Source organism: Photobacterium sp. J15 (assembly GCF_963870815.1).
GTDB lineage: Bacteria > Pseudomonadota > Gammaproteobacteria > Enterobacterales > Vibrionaceae > Photobacterium > Photobacterium marinum.
The window spans coordinates 283,620-298,083 of record NZ_CAWMUI010000002.1; the positions used below are offsets into that span (position 1 = coordinate 283,620).

At 47.3% G+C, this 14,464-nt stretch carries 14 protein-coding genes; 9 read left to right on the plus strand and 5 right to left on the minus strand.

All coding sequences use genetic code 11. The features are described 5' to 3' along the window. Positions 1-147 precede the first annotated feature (147 nt). Complete coding sequence (locus AACQ93_RS18125; protein ID WP_064607462.1) at positions 148-702, plus strand: 3'-5' exonuclease; 555 nt, start codon at positions 148-150, stop codon at positions 700-702. A gap of 73 nt (positions 703-775) precedes the next feature. Here AACQ93_RS18125 and AACQ93_RS18130 read toward each other — a convergent pair whose 3' ends face one another. Next, positions 776-1,195, minus strand: a complete 420-nt coding sequence (locus tag AACQ93_RS18130) for a helix-turn-helix domain-containing protein (RefSeq protein ID WP_064607465.1) — start codon at positions 1,193-1,195, stop codon at positions 776-778. Between the two features lie 104 nt (positions 1,196-1,299). Here AACQ93_RS18130 and AACQ93_RS18135 point away from each other — a divergent pair, with 104 nt between their 5' ends. Then, positions 1,300-2,208 carry an aldo/keto reductase gene (locus AACQ93_RS18135; RefSeq protein ID WP_064607468.1) on the plus strand — a complete coding sequence of 303 codons (909 nt, stop codon included), beginning with the start codon at positions 1,300-1,302 and terminating at the stop codon, positions 2,206-2,208. 66 nt (positions 2,209-2,274) lie between these two features. On the opposite strand, the gene AACQ93_RS18140 is transcribed toward AACQ93_RS18135, so the two are convergent. Then, positions 2,275-3,222 (minus strand): universal stress protein, encoded by a 948-nt coding sequence (locus AACQ93_RS18140; protein WP_007463634.1) that lies wholly within the window; start codon positions 3,220-3,222, stop codon positions 2,275-2,277. A gap of 541 nt (positions 3,223-3,763) precedes the next feature. Here AACQ93_RS18140 and AACQ93_RS18145 point away from each other — a divergent pair. Further along, complete coding sequence (locus AACQ93_RS18145; RefSeq protein ID WP_064607472.1) at positions 3,764-5,236, plus strand: multiheme c-type cytochrome; 1,473 nt, start codon at positions 3,764-3,766, stop codon at positions 5,234-5,236. Between the two features lie 46 nt (positions 5,237-5,282). Further along, a complete protein-coding gene (locus AACQ93_RS18150) occupies positions 5,283-5,843 on the plus strand; it encodes a NapC/NirT family cytochrome c (RefSeq protein WP_064607475.1) in 561 nt (186 codons plus the stop codon). Between the two features lie 99 nt (positions 5,844-5,942). Here AACQ93_RS18150 and AACQ93_RS18155 read toward each other — a convergent pair whose 3' ends face one another. After that, a complete protein-coding gene (locus tag AACQ93_RS18155) occupies positions 5,943-7,133 on the minus strand; it encodes a DUF3103 family protein (RefSeq protein WP_007463650.1) in 1,191 nt (396 codons plus the stop codon). A 377-nt stretch (positions 7,134-7,510) separates the two neighbouring features. Between AACQ93_RS18155 and AACQ93_RS18160 the strand changes: the two genes are divergently transcribed. Then, positions 7,511-8,002, plus strand: coding sequence for a hypothetical protein (locus tag AACQ93_RS18160; RefSeq protein WP_007463652.1), 492 nt, complete (start codon positions 7,511-7,513; stop codon positions 8,000-8,002). 92 nt (positions 8,003-8,094) lie between these two features. On the opposite strand, the gene AACQ93_RS18165 is transcribed toward AACQ93_RS18160, so the two are convergent. Both AACQ93_RS18165 and dsdX read right to left on the minus strand, forming a co-directional pair. Then, complete coding sequence (locus tag AACQ93_RS18165; RefSeq protein ID WP_064607478.1) at positions 8,095-9,423, minus strand: D-serine ammonia-lyase; 1,329 nt, start codon at positions 9,421-9,423, stop codon at positions 8,095-8,097. A 19-nt stretch (positions 9,424-9,442) separates the two neighbouring features. Next, positions 9,443-10,780, minus strand: a complete 1,338-nt coding sequence (gene dsdX, locus AACQ93_RS18170; protein ID WP_007463656.1) for a D-serine transporter DsdX — start codon at positions 10,778-10,780, stop codon at positions 9,443-9,445. A 254-nt stretch (positions 10,781-11,034) separates the two neighbouring features. Here dsdX and dsdC point away from each other — a divergent pair, with 254 nt between their 5' ends. The 4 genes from dsdC (at position 11,035) to AACQ93_RS18190 (ending at position 14,458) form a co-directional block, all read left to right on the plus strand. Continuing rightward, complete coding sequence (gene dsdC, locus AACQ93_RS18175) at positions 11,035-11,976, plus strand: DNA-binding transcriptional regulator DsdC (RefSeq protein WP_064607481.1); 942 nt, start codon at positions 11,035-11,037, stop codon at positions 11,974-11,976. 147 nt (positions 11,977-12,123) lie between these two features. Beyond that, positions 12,124-12,876, plus strand: coding sequence for a nicotinamide riboside transporter PnuC (gene pnuC, locus AACQ93_RS18180; RefSeq protein WP_064607484.1), 753 nt, complete (start codon positions 12,124-12,126; stop codon positions 12,874-12,876). 11 nt (positions 12,877-12,887) lie between these two features. Beyond that, positions 12,888-13,619: a nucleoside phosphorylase gene (locus tag AACQ93_RS18185; protein WP_064609605.1), complete on the plus strand. Its 732-nt coding sequence runs from the start codon at positions 12,888-12,890 to the stop codon at positions 13,617-13,619. A gap of 158 nt (positions 13,620-13,777) precedes the next feature. Continuing rightward, positions 13,778-14,458 carry a Crp/Fnr family transcriptional regulator gene (locus tag AACQ93_RS18190; protein ID WP_064607487.1) on the plus strand — a complete coding sequence of 227 codons (681 nt, stop codon included), beginning with the start codon at positions 13,778-13,780 and terminating at the stop codon, positions 14,456-14,458. Positions 14,459-14,464 lie beyond the last annotated feature (6 nt).

Genomic DNA, 14,464 nt, shown 5'->3' on the forward strand with positions numbered 1-14,464 from the left:
AGCTGTGTTTTATTGGGATACTTTGCCATTGTCTCCATAAGTATGGGGTTGTGCCCTTTGTCGATGCTTCACTCGCCCCCGCTTTGGCTATCCGGTCACGAAATGGTATCCTTCGTGCCCAGTTTTAGCGTTGTGCCCGGAAAAGTAATGAATTTTAATCGTATTGTCTGCTTTGACCTCGAAATGTGTTGTTGGAATGATGATCGTGAGTCGAGAACCGGTGAAATTATCGAGATCGGAGTTGCCGAGCTTGATTTGGTCAGCGGCGAGATAGTGCGGCGTGCACAACATTTTGTGAAGCCGGAGCATGATGAAGTTTCACAGTTTTGTACCGAGCTGACAGGTATTAAGCCGGAAGTGATTAAGAAAAACGGTAAGCCACTGGCGACCATTCTTAAATCTATTGAAAAGAAATTCGGTGGTCGACACAAGATTTATGCTGCCTGGGGCCGCGATGATCAAATCCTGCAGGCTGAATGTGAAGAAAAAGGCATTAAGGTTCCTTTTACAGAGTATCTGAATATGGCGACTCTGTTCCGTTTGCAGCGTCATGTTAACAACAAACGTTGTGGTCAGCGTGCAGCAATGGAAATGGCAGGTGTCAAATGGGAAGGCCGTCAACACTCAGGTTACGACGATGCTTATAATTTGGCTCGTCTTGCCAAAACCATGTTTATGACGTCAGATGAAGCGCAAGAGTAAGTTTGCTCTGACAGATTAGCTACATTCAATAAAGCCAGCACTGATGCTGGCTTTGTTATTTTTCGCACAATGGTTAGCTATTATTTTTTTCGGGTTCATCTTTTTGAGCCAGTGACAGGAAGCTTGCCATTCCACGGATATCCAGATATCCGTCTGCTTTCTTATGGGTTCTGAGATATTGGTAACCGGAAACTATCTTTACCATCTTCTCTGCTGTTGCCTCATCGGCTTTATGGCCACTGACATGCTCATAAGCTGAGTTCAGCGCCATTCGGTCAACCACTTCTGCTTGTCGATATAGGTAGCCGCACCCGGTTGCCAGCCATTCAAGTGAGCAGTTAGCTTTCATCGCAATCTGGTTAGCTTTGTTCAGGCTGGGTTCGCTGCCTTTGAGGTATTTGCGCAGCAGAGCTTCACTGATATCAACGCGGCGGGCAAAGCCACTGATACTCTCTTCCCCAATTAGTGATTTAAGGCGTTGTGCAAATGACATAGTTCGTACTCCGGTTCGAGGCTATTGGGTTATAGCATTGCGCCGGTAGGTTAACAAGCCTACGATGATCGCCGTCGATAGTTGTTAGATGGAGCCTGACCAAGATGGTAAGCAAAGTTGAGATAGTGCCTAAGGGGCCGAAGTTTTCTGAATTAGTTCAAGGTTACTGGCGTCTTGCTGATTGGGATATGACCCCGGAAGAGCGGCTTGTTTTCTTAAAGCAGCATATTGAAATGGGGATCACAACCGTTGATCACGCCGATATTTATGGTGATTACCATTGTGAAGCTCTGTTTGGAGAAGCTTTAGCATTAGAGCCGAGTTTGCGCGATCAGATTGAGATCGTCACCAAATGTGATATCAAGCTATGTTCTTCAACGTTCCCGCTGCGCAGAATCAATCATTACGATACCAGCAAAGAACATATCATCGAGTCGGTGAATAATTCGCTGTCTCGTTTGAATGTTGAAAACATTGATGTGTTGCTGATCCACCGTCCGGATGTGTTGATGGATGCCGATGAAGTGGCTGAGGCGTTTGCAACGCTGAAGCAACAGGGGAAAGTGAATGATTTTGGGGTTTCGAACTTTTCACTGGCACAGTTTGATTTGTTGCAATCTCGCCTTGACGCGCCTTTGGTGACGAATCAGGTTGAGATCAACCCGCTGAATTTTGAGGTGGCCCATGACGGAACGCTGGATCAGCTGCAGATGAAACGCATTAAGCCGATGGCGTGGTCATGTCTGGCGGGCGGAGATATTTTTTCCGGCCAGTCTGAGCAACAGGTTCGGGTGAGGAATGAGCTGGAGTTGATTCGTGAGGAAGTCGGCGCTGAAAGTATTGATCAGGTGATTTATGCCTGGGTTCGTCGTCTGCCGTCGAAGCCGCTTCCGATTATTGGCTCAGGAAAGATTGAGCGGGTGCAAGCTGCGGTAAATGCGCTGGATATTGAGCTTACTCGTGAGCAGTGGTTCCGAGTCTGGGTTGCTTCTAAAGGTCACGGTGTGCCTTAGTCGGAAATATTCCTCAATGTTAAAACAAAGGCCTCATCTGAGGCCTTTGTTGTTTCTACAAGCGAATTATTTTTTCAGTACCGGCGACTCAAACTCTTCCGGTTTCAGGGTCAGAACCGAGCACTGGATTTTATCCAGCATATATTCTGAGGTATTACCCATCAGGAAGCCGGCGATACCGGTTCGGGATACCGTCCCCATGATGACAAGGTCAATGTCATGACTGTTGATGTAATCAGGCAGTACTCGTTTGGCATTCCCCTCAAGCAATGTGATTTCAATTGGGGTTTCTGAACTTTCATAGGGTGTTGTCAATGCTTCCATTCGGACAGTGCGGTCGTCGCGCATTTGTTTTGCAATAACTGCGATTTCAAGATCTGTACTGCGGTTCCACTCGCGCAGGTAACCTTCACTTTCCAGTCGCCATGCATGACAAGGGTAGAGTGCTGCATTATTGATTGCGGCAAAGTCATGGCCAACCTGAAGGATCCTTTTATTGAGTTCGGCGCATTCAGCATCGGTAACATCAATAGAGGCGGCAACTTTTTTGATTTCCGCTTTTTTGTCCGGTAATGAACGGATAGCCCAGATTGGGGTTGGTGATTTGCGCATCAGGTGACGAGTTGTCGTACCCCATTTACAGGCTGTTTCTTTGTTATCTCTATGAGCATCAATAACAATCAGATCGGTGTTGCTGCTGGCTGCCTCTTTGATGATCTCGATAAATGGAATACCGACGATTACTTTGGTTTCAAAGGTGATATGAGGATACTGGCTTTTTAGTTCCGTTACATAGTCTTCCAGTTGTCGCTCACATTGGTTGGTTTCATGATCAAGCAGATTCAGTGTCGATACCGAATACTTACTGAGCTCTTTCATTTCAGTCAGTTCGGCTATGACGGTAAAAAGTGTGACGGTTGCTTTTTGCTTGTCGGCGAACAAAAAGGCCTGGTGGAAGGCTGTGCTGACAGTCTGCTTTGGGGCGATTGGAAATAGCAGGCGTTGATATGACATGGCAATCTCCACAGTGAATGGCATTGTTATTACTAAGTTTTGCCGAAATTTCGCTATGTACCACTATTAATTGTATTTTTTTTGAAAATGACAGATTGCACTATGTATTTGAGACTACGGTCAGGGATTTAATGTAAACAGCAGGGGTCTTAGTGACCCCTGCATGTTTAAGTTAATTGCATTGCTTATTGAATTTTTTCTGTATGTGTTTATCAGTAACGTTCATTTGCCCTCTGCTCCTTCTTGATGTTACGTTGTAACTGAGATCGGTGGTTGTTGCTAATTGTTATGTCGATTAAGACCTAATCTGGGGTTGGATCTTTGTAACCTCATGCCTTCATGACCTTTCGATTTATCCTCTACTTTTATGTGGTTTATTTAACCGGGGTCTCTTTTTTGGACAAAAATCCCATAAACAGAACATGGGTATCAATTCCTCATCTAAGCTTGATACGAAAATAACGGGTTACATAGTTAGCTGTCATGTAACGGAGCAAAGAAGCAAACAAACAAAAGCAATGTACGTGGATGAGGGTTGGTTATGGACAATGAAAAATTGGCTATACGATACTGGCTTTGGATCCTGTCGGTGATGGTGCTGACCGTTGGTTTTTTCTGGTCGGCTACCGTAAATGCTGAGCCCAAAGCGTTAATAATGAAACCATTCAAACAGTTGAGTGAACAAAGTAAGGAGTGTGCAGCCTGTCATAAAAAAAATAACCCGTCTATCTACGCCCAATGGGGGCGTTCGAAACATTATGGTGCCAACGTCGGGTGTTATGAATGCCACAAAGCTGATCCTGGCGATAAAGATGCAATTAAGCACGAAGGCCATCATATTGCAGTAATTGTTTCGCCGAAGGACTGTGGTCAGTGCCACAATCAGGAAGTGGATGAGTTTGCCAAGAGCCACCACGCCAAAGCCGGGCAGATTATCGGTTCACTGGATAATTTTCTTGCGGAGGTGGTAGAAGGGGCTTTAACCCTGAATGGTGAGTCACCGGCAGCGGTTAACGGTTGCTGGCAGTGCCACGGTTCAGAGGTCAAAGTGATGGAAAACGGTGATTTGGATCCGACCACCTGGCCAAATACCGGTATTGGCCGGATTAACCCTGACGGTTCTGTTGGTGCCTGTAGCGCCTGTCACCAGCGGCATGAATTCGATATGGTGCAGGCTCGCCGTCCTGAAGCTTGTGGTAAATGTCACCTTGGACCAGACCATCCGCAAAAAGAAATCTATGAAGAATCGAAGCACGGCATTAATTTCTATGCCCATGTTGATCGGATGAACATGGATTCAGCGAAGTGGATCGTCGGTGAGGATTACGATGCCGCCCCTACCTGTGCAACCTGTCATATGTCAGCAACCCGTGAGCTGCCGGTAACCCATGATGTGGGGGATCGGATTTCATGGACTCTGCGCCCGGCTATCTCTGAGAAAATTGACGCCAAAGATATCGCCATTGGTAAAGAGACAAAAAGCTGGCAGGATCGCCGTAAAGATATGCGCAATGTATGTCAGGCCTGTCATACCAAGTCAATGATCGACAGTTTTTATATCCAGTTTGATTCATTGGTTGAGCTCTACAACGATAAGTTTGCCCGTCCGGGTAAGGCACTGATGACCACCCTGAGCAAAGAGGGCATGATCACTGAAACCGGTTTTGATGAAGAGATTGAATGGACCTGGTTCTATCTCTGGCACCATGAAGGCCGTCGGGCCCGCCACGGTGCAGCCATGCAGGCGCCGGATTATGTCCAGTGGCATGGTATGTATGAAGTTGCTGAACGCTTCTATATCGAAATGGTGCCTCAGTACCTGGAGCTGGTGGAAAAAGCAGAGCATAAAGGCAATAAAGAGGGAGCAGAGCGTGCCCGTAAGGTGCTGCAGGAAATCCTCGACAGGCCTGAACATGCCTGGTTTACCGGTAAAGAGCCTGAGTCGGTGAAAGAAGCCCGTAAGAAAGCCCAGGCTGAATTCAAGGCCCGCTATCTGAGCGAAAGTAAGGAATGATATCCGGGGAGGCCGGGAAACTGGCCTGACTCCTGAGTGAGGAACTATGGGAGAAAAATTATCTCGGACGCAACGCTTGTGGCGATGGCTGAAAAAGCCGTTGATATGGGGGATCCCGATCGGGGTCTTCGTGGCGGTATTGATGGTGGGAGCATTTCAGGGTGTGATGGTTGCGTCCAATCAAAATTCATTCTGTTTCAGCTGTCACCTGGCCATGGATACCATTGTCCAGGAATACAAGGCTTCGCCGCACTACATCAGTGATGATGAGGTATTGGCTACTTGCGCAGACTGCCATGTGCCCCAGGGCTTTGTCGATAAGATGAAAGTGAAGATTGCGGCTACAGCAGATATCTATCATATGTTCAAAGGAACGATAACCAAGGAGAATTTCGAACAGCATCGTCCGCGACTGGCAAAAATGGTGTGGGACGACATGGTGGCGAATGACTCGGAAGCCTGCCGGACTTGTCACGTCGGTGATAATTTCGACTTAAGTCGCCAGCCGCAGCGGGCTCGCCTGAACCATGAGCTGATGGAAAGCCGCGGGGAGACCTGTATCAACTGCCATACCGGCATTGCTCATAAACGGATCACGATCGAGTGATCAGTGTGGTAATACAAAAAGACGCTACCTGAAGTAGCGTCTTTTCTTTTATGTCATTTTCAATATGTCACACGATCGGTGTGACAATGAAAAAGGGTTTTATTTAGTAGGATCAATGGTCAGCGGTGCGAACGTTGCCTGTGCATTGTTGTTGGCACCCTGACGATCTTTATAGCGTTTACCCTGACGAATGGTGTAGTAAACATCAACAAAGTCGTCATCGTTGGTCATCCAGCTATCTGGGATTGCTGCAAGTACCTTGTTAGTCAGCTCAGGAATGATGGCATAGGCTTTTACTTCAGGATCCGGGTAAGCACTCAGTGCTGCTTTAGCAACATCCAACAGGGTGCTGGCCAGCTCTTTGTAGTTAGTGCCGTCGTCTTTTTCCATTAGCAGTACATCTGCCGCAGACCAGCGGTAGCGATCCCAGTAAATCATGATTTGTTCTGGGCTGTAGTCGGTTTCGCTGTAATCAAGATAAGGCATGTCGACAATATCAAGTACTGGTTCGTCACGGCTTGGATTCACACCGGTAACGATGGCATAAATTTCCGCTTTGCCTGAGATCCATGGCTCGTGATCATCTTTCAGGCGGATCTTCTTAAGTACAGTCGTTGAGATTGAAGGTGTTGCTGCATCCATGGTCATTGCCATCGCACGTGGTGCAGGAGCTGCTTCTGGTTGTTCGCCCTGAAGACGCTTGATTTCGTCATTCATGGCTTTGATACCGGCTTTAAGTTCTTCACGGCTGTTAGTGTCGACAACCAGTACCGGACGATCCGGTGCTTCGTAAACATCTAGCAGGTGAATATTACCATCAACGTCGTAGGCTTCGATGTATTGCCAGTCTTCATCATTGCCGTCCGGTTCCCAGGCAAACAGTGGTGACTGACCAGCCTGCCAGCGAGCTAGCATCTGAGGATCTGCCAGGCGCAGTTCCATGATTTCATTGGTGTAATCTGTGATGCCTTTTTTGTCCCGCAGCACCATGTCAGTTTCCATCATGTTGCGGGCGAAGGCTGCAGAGCGCTTGCTGCGCTTCAGGGTTTTCAGTGGCGCATTTAACTGATACTGGTCGATTTGTTGGTGCAGTAATGGTGCCAACTGTTTGTATTGACCGCTGAGTTTATAAGCGAGGTCCCGTTTGGCTTCAGCAGTAGAAAATTGAGAAGAATGAGTGCTGTAGCTTGTGTTATCAAATGAAGTATTAACAGCTGTTTCCGGGGCGGCCTGAGCACAAGGAACCGCAAGCATTCCCATCGCCACTGCCAGAGGTAGAATTTTATTCATACCTAAATCCTTATTGTTATTAATATTAAATCAATGCATAGGAACTTTTTGCATTTGTAATATTTATCTCACCGGGGTTGTATTTGTACAACGAATACTTCTGCGTCTTGTGATGCTTGTTCAGTAATAACAGGTGGGCTAATCGGAAATAATAAAAGCGGTACTTATTTATAAAATAGCGGCAATTGGTGAGCTATCTGACTGATATTAAATGGTGGGAGAATATGAAGGAATGTCACACTTGCTATTATTCTAATCGATTGGTATTTTATTTTTTGCGATTTTGATCCTAAAAAAATACGGCTGTAATTAACTAATAGCTACAGTCTGTCATGCTATTGTCCTTAATATTACTTTCCACTGATACAGTTAATGATATGAAGACGCTAATCAATGAATGGAGTGCAAGGTTACTCACTGCAATCATTATGGGCCTGCTGGTCACTCCGGTTATTTATATTATCTTAGGCGCCATATTGGATTTTCCATATGCCTTCGATACTGTATCTATACCGCTGGTGCTGATTTCACAGGGCGTACTGATTTACTTTTATCTGTTCTCCCGGGTGAAGTTCACCTTCAAGCGCCTTGCAGTGGAAGCGGTATGTTGGTTTTCGGTATTAATATATAATTTTATAGCTTCCGGTTTTAATTTTTTCATCGCCGGTGAAAAGTTTGGTGCTTTTAGCTGTATGTTCTTACTGGCGGTATTTATTAGCTGGCAGTTATTTAATGGTTATCACGGTGAATTAGAGCGTCGTGTAATGAGAATAAAGCCGGCACTGACATGTGCAATATCGACGTCGGTTATTCTTGTCAGTATGTTCGGTGTAATGATTTTTGCGTTGAGCCCGGCCAGATTTATATAACAGAACAATTTGATTTATTTCATTGAAAAGGCTGCATTTTTGCAGCCTTTTTTAGTTTTGAACGGAATCGATTTAGGGAATTAACCGATGATTTACTCGGCTGTTGCCAGGTATTTCTCCATCTCGGCCGCCGGAACCATGCCGCCCCCGGTAGCCCAAACCAGGTGCGTGGCATTTCGCAATTTCTCTGGTGTCAGATCCATGCGTGTAAGGTATTCGCTGTTTTGTTCAACATGTACCGCGCCAACCATTCCGGCCAGTGCTGACGGCTCAAGCTGAACATCTTCAGTTTTGCTCAGCAGCCCCAGCAGGTTGTACATTTCCTGATCTTCAATAGAGTAATAACCGTCCAGCAGACGCTCCATTGCCCGGCCGACAAAACCGGAAGCTCGTCCTACTGCCAGACCGTCAGCAGCGGTAATGTTGTCGATACCCAGATCCTGTACCGCAATCTTATCGTGCAGGCCAGTGTACACACCCAGCATCATGCAAGGTGAATGTGTCGGTTCGGCAAAGATACAATGAACGTTATCACCAAAAGCCAGTTTCAGGCCAAAGGCCACACCGCCCGGACCACCGCCGACACCGCAAGGCAGGTAGACAAACAGTGGGTTGTCATTGTCGACTGTGATGTTCATATCAGCAAATTGCTTTTTCAGTCGCTCTCCGGCAACGGAATAGCCCAGGAACAGGTTCTTCGAGTTTTCATCATCGATAAAGAAGCACATAGGATCGTGAGCGGCTTCCTCGCGGCCTTTCTCAACGGCGACACCATAGTCTGACTGGTATTCAATAACGTTAACGCCGTGGGAGCGTAGTTTGTTTTTCTTCCACTCACGGGCATCGGCCGACATGTGAACACTGACGTTAAAGCCCAGCTTGGCGCTCATGATGCCAATCGACATGCCAAGGTTACCGGTTGAGCCGACAGCGATATTGTACTGGCTGAAGAACTGTTTAAATTCGTCTGAGCCCAGCTTTTCATAGTTCTCATCTTCAGACAGCAGGCCGGCATCCAGCGCCAGTTTTTCAGCATGTTTGAGCACTTCGTAGATCCCGCCACGGGCTTTGATTGAGCCTGAAATTGGCAGGTGACTGTCTTTTTTCAGCAGCATTTTACCTTTGATATCTGTGCTGTAACGAGCACCTAGCTCTGCCTGCATGGTCGGGATTGGCTGGATTTCAGATTCAATGATCCCTTTTGATACCGCCGTTTCCGGGAATGCTTTGCACAGGTAAGGTGCGAAACGCTTCAGACGATCACTGGCATCTTTAACATCCTCAGCCGTCAGGCCAACATATGGCAGACCTTCTTCGAGTGTGGTGATGTTCGGGTTAAACCATACCAGCTCTTTTAAATCGATCAGCTGTTGAACCAGAGGGTATTGTTCGATGAGTTTGGCGATTTGTTCTTTATTCACAGTATTTCTCTTTTTCTAATCAGATGATGTAAGACAGCAGGAATGTTCCGCCCAGAGCGATAACGGAGGCGATGGCGGTTGCTGTTGTGTAATATTTGAACGTGTCATTCAGGCTCGCTCCGGAATACTGTTTGACCAGCCAGAACAGCGAATCAGTCACGATTGTACAGCCAATTGCACCGGAGCCGATGGCAAGAGTGATAATTTCCGGGGATACGTCCGGGTACAGAGCCAGCATTGGTGACACGATGGCAGTTGAGCCCATCATGGCTACTGTGGCTGAACCGACTGCTGCGTGCATTACTAGGGCAACCAGCCATGCCAAAAGAATCGGATGCATGTGCCAGCCCGCCAGAATAGTTGCCAGGCCATCACCCAGTCCGCTTGCATTTAGCACGCCGTTAAACGCACCGCCCGCGCCGATGATCAGCAGGATGTTGGCAATTGATGAGAAACAGTTTTCAGTTTTATCCAGCAACTGAGTCATCTTCATATTTTGCTTCAGGCCCAGCAGGTAATAGGCGTTCAGCGCGGCAATGAACATCGCAGTAATTGGGTTACCGATAAACTCGATAACTGTATACAGCGTAGTGCCTTCTTCCAGTCGTAGTTCTGCACCGGTTTTCAGCAGCATCAGTGCAATAGGCAGCAAAATGGTGAACAGGGTTGCACCCAGCGACGGCAGATCTTTTTCGTCGATTTCGTTGTTTGATGCCAGTTCGGCCGGAACTTCAGTAAACGGCAGGCGGTTACCGACAAACTTGAGAAACAGTGGGCCGCCAATCAGTGCGGTTGGCAGGCCAAGCAGGAAGCCGTAAAGGATAACTGTACCTACATCAGCACCCAGGGCATTGGTGACATACAGCGCAGCAGGATGCGGAGGCATGATGCAGTGAACCGTCATTAGTGCGGTTCCCAGTGGGATTGCCAGCTTCAGTAGTGAGGTATTGGTTTTCTTGGCGATAGAGAAAGCAAGAGGGATCAGCAGAACCACACCGACTTCAACAAAAAGGGTGATACCGCAAACCAGGCCTATCAGCACCATGACCACATCTGCCGATACATAAGGAAGGCGCTGCAGGGCAATACCGATCCGTTCGGCGGCACCGGAGATTTCCATCATTTTACCCAGGATAGTCCCGAGACCAATAACGATGGCAAGGAAGCCCAACGTACCGCCAACTCCGCTTTCAACAGCATTGATCATTTCGACGGGGTTCATTCCCATCACACTGCCGACAAAAAAACTGGAGAAGAGTAACGCCAGGAAAGGGTGAATTTTGAGTTTGATTATGGTGAACACAATTAATGCAATCGAGCTGATTAATGTGCCGAATATCCACATGTCTGAGTACATATACTTGTCCTTGTCTGTCTTGTAGCTTTTGTTTCTGGCTCTTGTTTCGGTTGCTATTAAATCCGGCGGGTAAATGACTGACAAACGATCAATATTCAGCTCTTGGTTGAGCTCAGTTCATACAAAAAGGTGATGAGATTCAAAAATGGGGTGTTTGTGACGATATGCTTCACACAAATAAATATGAAACCGCGACAGAGATTGATGTAGGACGTACTGTTAGTGCCACTTAACAGGGCCTGATTGTTAATACCATGTATACGAAAAACCTCCCTTTAACAGGAAATATGCTGTTAAACGGCTACCAATTATCTAAGTTGCATACCTTTGAAGTTGCGGCTCGCCACCTTTCTTTTTCAATGGCGGCAGAAGAGTTGTCATTAAGTCCAAGCGCTATCAGCCATAGGATCGCCGGGCTTGAAGAGGAGCTCGGTTTTAAGCTGTTTGAACGCTTTCATCGTCGAATAAAGCTGACTAGTGAAGGAGAACGGATTTACACCGCATTGCAGTCATCGCTGGCATTGATCAATCAGGAAGTTGCTGAGATCCGCAACAATGAGATCTCCGGTGCTTTGACGGTGTATTCCCGTCCTTCCATAGCTCAATGCTGGCTGGTACCCAAGCTGGCTGATTTTCATCGTCGCCATCCCTCGATCACCCTGGATATCCTGACTGGGAACGAGAACATCAACTTTAGTAACTACAATATCGATCTCGCGATTTACTACGATAACCAGCCTCCGGAAGGTCTGAATTGTGAGCCTTTGATGAGTGAATCCATTGTGCCGGTATGCAGCCGAGAATATGCCGAGCAGCATGAGTTGTTTGATAACCCTTCCGCACTGCAAAATTGCACTTTGCTGCACGATAAGCAGGCATGGGATTATCGCTCTGGTTTTGACGAATGGCAGTTCTGGTTCAGAGCATTCGGACTGGAGAACATGGAATGCCATGCCGGGATCGGGTTTGATCGTTCAGATCTGTCTATCGTAGCGGCTATTCATCATGCAGGTGTCGCTATGGGGCGAAGCACATTGATCGGTAAGCGGCTACAGAGCGGGGAGTTGGTGAAGCCTTTCCCTGAGCTGGAGATAGATTGCCAGCATAATTACTATCTGGTCACACCAAACCGGGACTATAACCCGAGGGTGAAAGTGTTTGTTGAGTGGCTCAGGGACATGTCAGGTGCTTGCTGATTAGTAATAAAGTGAACATTAATCCTTAAACTATGACCGTCGCCAAATCTGATGGGACAAATGTCCTCATTGGTGCCTTGTGGCTTTTCTTACAATGGCTGCAACTTCTGGCAATCATGTCAACAACTACAAGAAAAGGACAACGGGATGGACTTTGCAGCTTGGTTTGATATCAACAACACCCTGGTAAATATTCCGATCGGCGACGGTTACGCAATGTCGTGGATCGAGGCTATCGGTACTGCGTTTGGCTTACTGTGTATCTGGTATGCCAGCCAGGAAAAAACAATTAACTATCTGTTCGGCCTGATTAACGTCACGCTGTTTGCTGTGATCTTCTTCCAGATCCAGCTGTACGGTCTGCTGTTGCTGCAGCTGTTCTTCTTCTGCGCTAACGTTTATGGCTGGTACGCCTGGACACGGCCGACATCGGACTCGGGCGATATGCTTGAAGTGCGCTGGCTAAATAAGCAGAAGCTGGCGTTCACCGCTGCTGTCAGTGTGTTGGCAATCGGCCTGATGACAATCTACATCGACCCGTTCTTCTTTGCTCTGGCGAATATTGCCGTTGATGGTCTGAATATGTTCGGAGCCGAGCTGGCAAGCCCTGCACTTGAACCGGATGCATTCCCGTTCTGGGATTCAACAATGACGGTATTGTCTGTGGTTGCTCAGATCCTGATGACCCGTAAATATGTAGAAAACTGGATTCTTTGGGTTGTTATTAATGTAATCAGTGTCGGTGTTTATGCTGCGCAGGGCGTGTATGCGCTTTCTATCGAGTATGCAATTCTGCTGTTCATTGCTGCTAACGGTACACGTCAGTGGATGAACACAGCCAAGAGCAACAAAGCAAAGCAGAGCCAGGCTGACGTAATTGCTGAAGAGGTAACAGCATGAGTGGTAACGGTATGAACAAGCAGCCTCACATTGCGGTCAGTGCTGAACAAGTTACGGAGCGAGTGATTGTTTGTGGTGAGCCTGATCGTGTAAACCGCATTGCTGCTCTGCTGGAACAACCTGAGCTTTTAGCTGATAACCGTGAATACCGTGTAATGCACGGCCGCTTCCACGACAAGGAAATCACTGTTTGCAGTACCGGTATCGGTTCACCATCGGCGATCATTGCCTTGGAAGAACTGGCACAGTGTGGTGCTAAATACATGGTACGTGTTGGCTCTGCCGGTGCACTTCAGGCAGAAGTTGCTCTGGGTGAGCTAATTGTAGCTGAGGCGGCAGTGCGCGATGAGGGTGGCTCGAAAGCTTATGTTGAAACAGCTTTCCCTGCGGTAGCGAGTCATCAGCTGGTGGCAGGAATGGAAGCTTACCTGAATGAGCACAATTATCCGGCTCACTACGGTATTGTTCGCTCCCATGACAGCTTCTATACCGATGAAGAAGATCAGCTCTGTCAGTACTGGAATAAGAAAGGTGTACTGGGTGCCGATATGGAAACTTCTGCGCTGCTGACTGTCGGTAAGTTGCGTGGCGTTAAAGTGGCATCGGTGCTGAATAACGTTGTGCTGTACCAGCAGGATGTTCAGGACGGTGTTAACCAGTACGTCAATGCAGATGATGTCATGATGCAGGGTGAGATCACTGCGGCCAAAGCGGCGCTTCATGCTCTTTGTATTCAACCGTAGCAATATTTGATAGCAGTATAAGTACTGTTTTACTTGTATCTAAGCCCGGCTTTGGCCGGGCTTTGTACTATTTGTGACTTCTGTTTATTGCTGGATGTTGTTCTGCGAGCAGTGTTTAGCTAGGATTTGCCACTTACCAGACTGCTATTGACTCTTTTATGCAATTAAAACCTTATCAGACCGGCCGGTTCACTGCGCATCTTAATGCCTTGTATGAAGAATTTCGTCAGGCGTTTTATCAGTGTCAGCTTCACAGCAAGTTCTTTCAGGCCGGAGAAGAAATATTGCGTCAGGGGCAGGTGGTTGACCATCTTTATCTGGTCTCCGTGGGTCGGGTATCAATGAATATCTCGGCTGTTAACGGGCGTCGTTTTCAACTGGGAGAGGTCGACTGTGATCACCATATCTTCGGTGAGATGGAGTTCTTTAACGATACGTTTTGCCAGTGGAGTGTGGTTGCCGAAGAGCAGATCGAAGTCGACGTCATCTGCCTGAAAGCAGTCGCAGATTTGTTACTTGAACGGCCTGAGTTTACCTTGTTTTTTGCCAGCGCGCTGGCTTATGACTATCAGGATTCGCTGGATATTTACACTTATCGTTTGCTGCATCCCATCACTTACAATATTGCTTATGACCTGTGGCACCGAAACCAGGAGCAAGTCATGCTGGGCTCATTCGGTAAAGCCGGGCAGGAGGCTGAACGTTTCGGTACTTCAAGCAGAGTGTACCGCCGTGCGGTCAAAGAATTGGTTGATAAAGGATTGATTGAAAAGCAGGGTAATGAGATCCGGATTGTTGAGATGGACAATCTTAAAGCCTTTATTGATCAGTTTGAGTAATGACCT

What these genes read in the sequence shown, in the direction of transcription:
- AACQ93_RS18125 (WP_064607462.1), top strand. Translation starts at nt 148, where the DNA reads ATGAATTTTAATCGTATTGTCTGCTTTGACCTCGAAATGTGTTGTTGG.
- AACQ93_RS18130 (WP_064607465.1), bottom strand. Translation starts at nt 1,195, where the DNA reads ATGTCATTTGCACAACGCCTTAAATCACTAATTGGGGAAGAGAGTATC.
- AACQ93_RS18135 (WP_064607468.1), top strand. Translation starts at nt 1,300, where the DNA reads ATGGTAAGCAAAGTTGAGATAGTGCCTAAGGGGCCGAAGTTTTCTGAA.
- AACQ93_RS18140 (WP_007463634.1), bottom strand. Translation starts at nt 3,222, where the DNA reads ATGTCATATCAACGCCTGCTATTTCCAATCGCCCCAAAGCAGACTGTC.
- AACQ93_RS18145 (WP_064607472.1), top strand. Translation starts at nt 3,764, where the DNA reads ATGGACAATGAAAAATTGGCTATACGATACTGGCTTTGGATCCTGTCG.
- AACQ93_RS18150 (WP_064607475.1), top strand. Translation starts at nt 5,283, where the DNA reads ATGGGAGAAAAATTATCTCGGACGCAACGCTTGTGGCGATGGCTGAAA.
- AACQ93_RS18155 (WP_007463650.1), bottom strand. Translation starts at nt 7,133, where the DNA reads ATGAATAAAATTCTACCTCTGGCAGTGGCGATGGGAATGCTTGCGGTT.
- AACQ93_RS18160 (WP_007463652.1), top strand. Translation starts at nt 7,511, where the DNA reads ATGAAGACGCTAATCAATGAATGGAGTGCAAGGTTACTCACTGCAATC.
- dsdX (WP_007463656.1), bottom strand. Translation starts at nt 10,780, where the DNA reads ATGTACTCAGACATGTGGATATTCGGCACATTAATCAGCTCGATTGCA.
- dsdC (WP_064607481.1), top strand. Translation starts at nt 11,035, where the DNA reads ATGTATACGAAAAACCTCCCTTTAACAGGAAATATGCTGTTAAACGGC.
- pnuC (WP_064607484.1), top strand. Translation starts at nt 12,124, where the DNA reads ATGGACTTTGCAGCTTGGTTTGATATCAACAACACCCTGGTAAATATT.
- AACQ93_RS18185 (WP_064609605.1), top strand. Translation starts at nt 12,888, where the DNA reads ATGAACAAGCAGCCTCACATTGCGGTCAGTGCTGAACAAGTTACGGAG.
- AACQ93_RS18190 (WP_064607487.1), top strand. Translation starts at nt 13,778, where the DNA reads ATGCAATTAAAACCTTATCAGACCGGCCGGTTCACTGCGCATCTTAAT.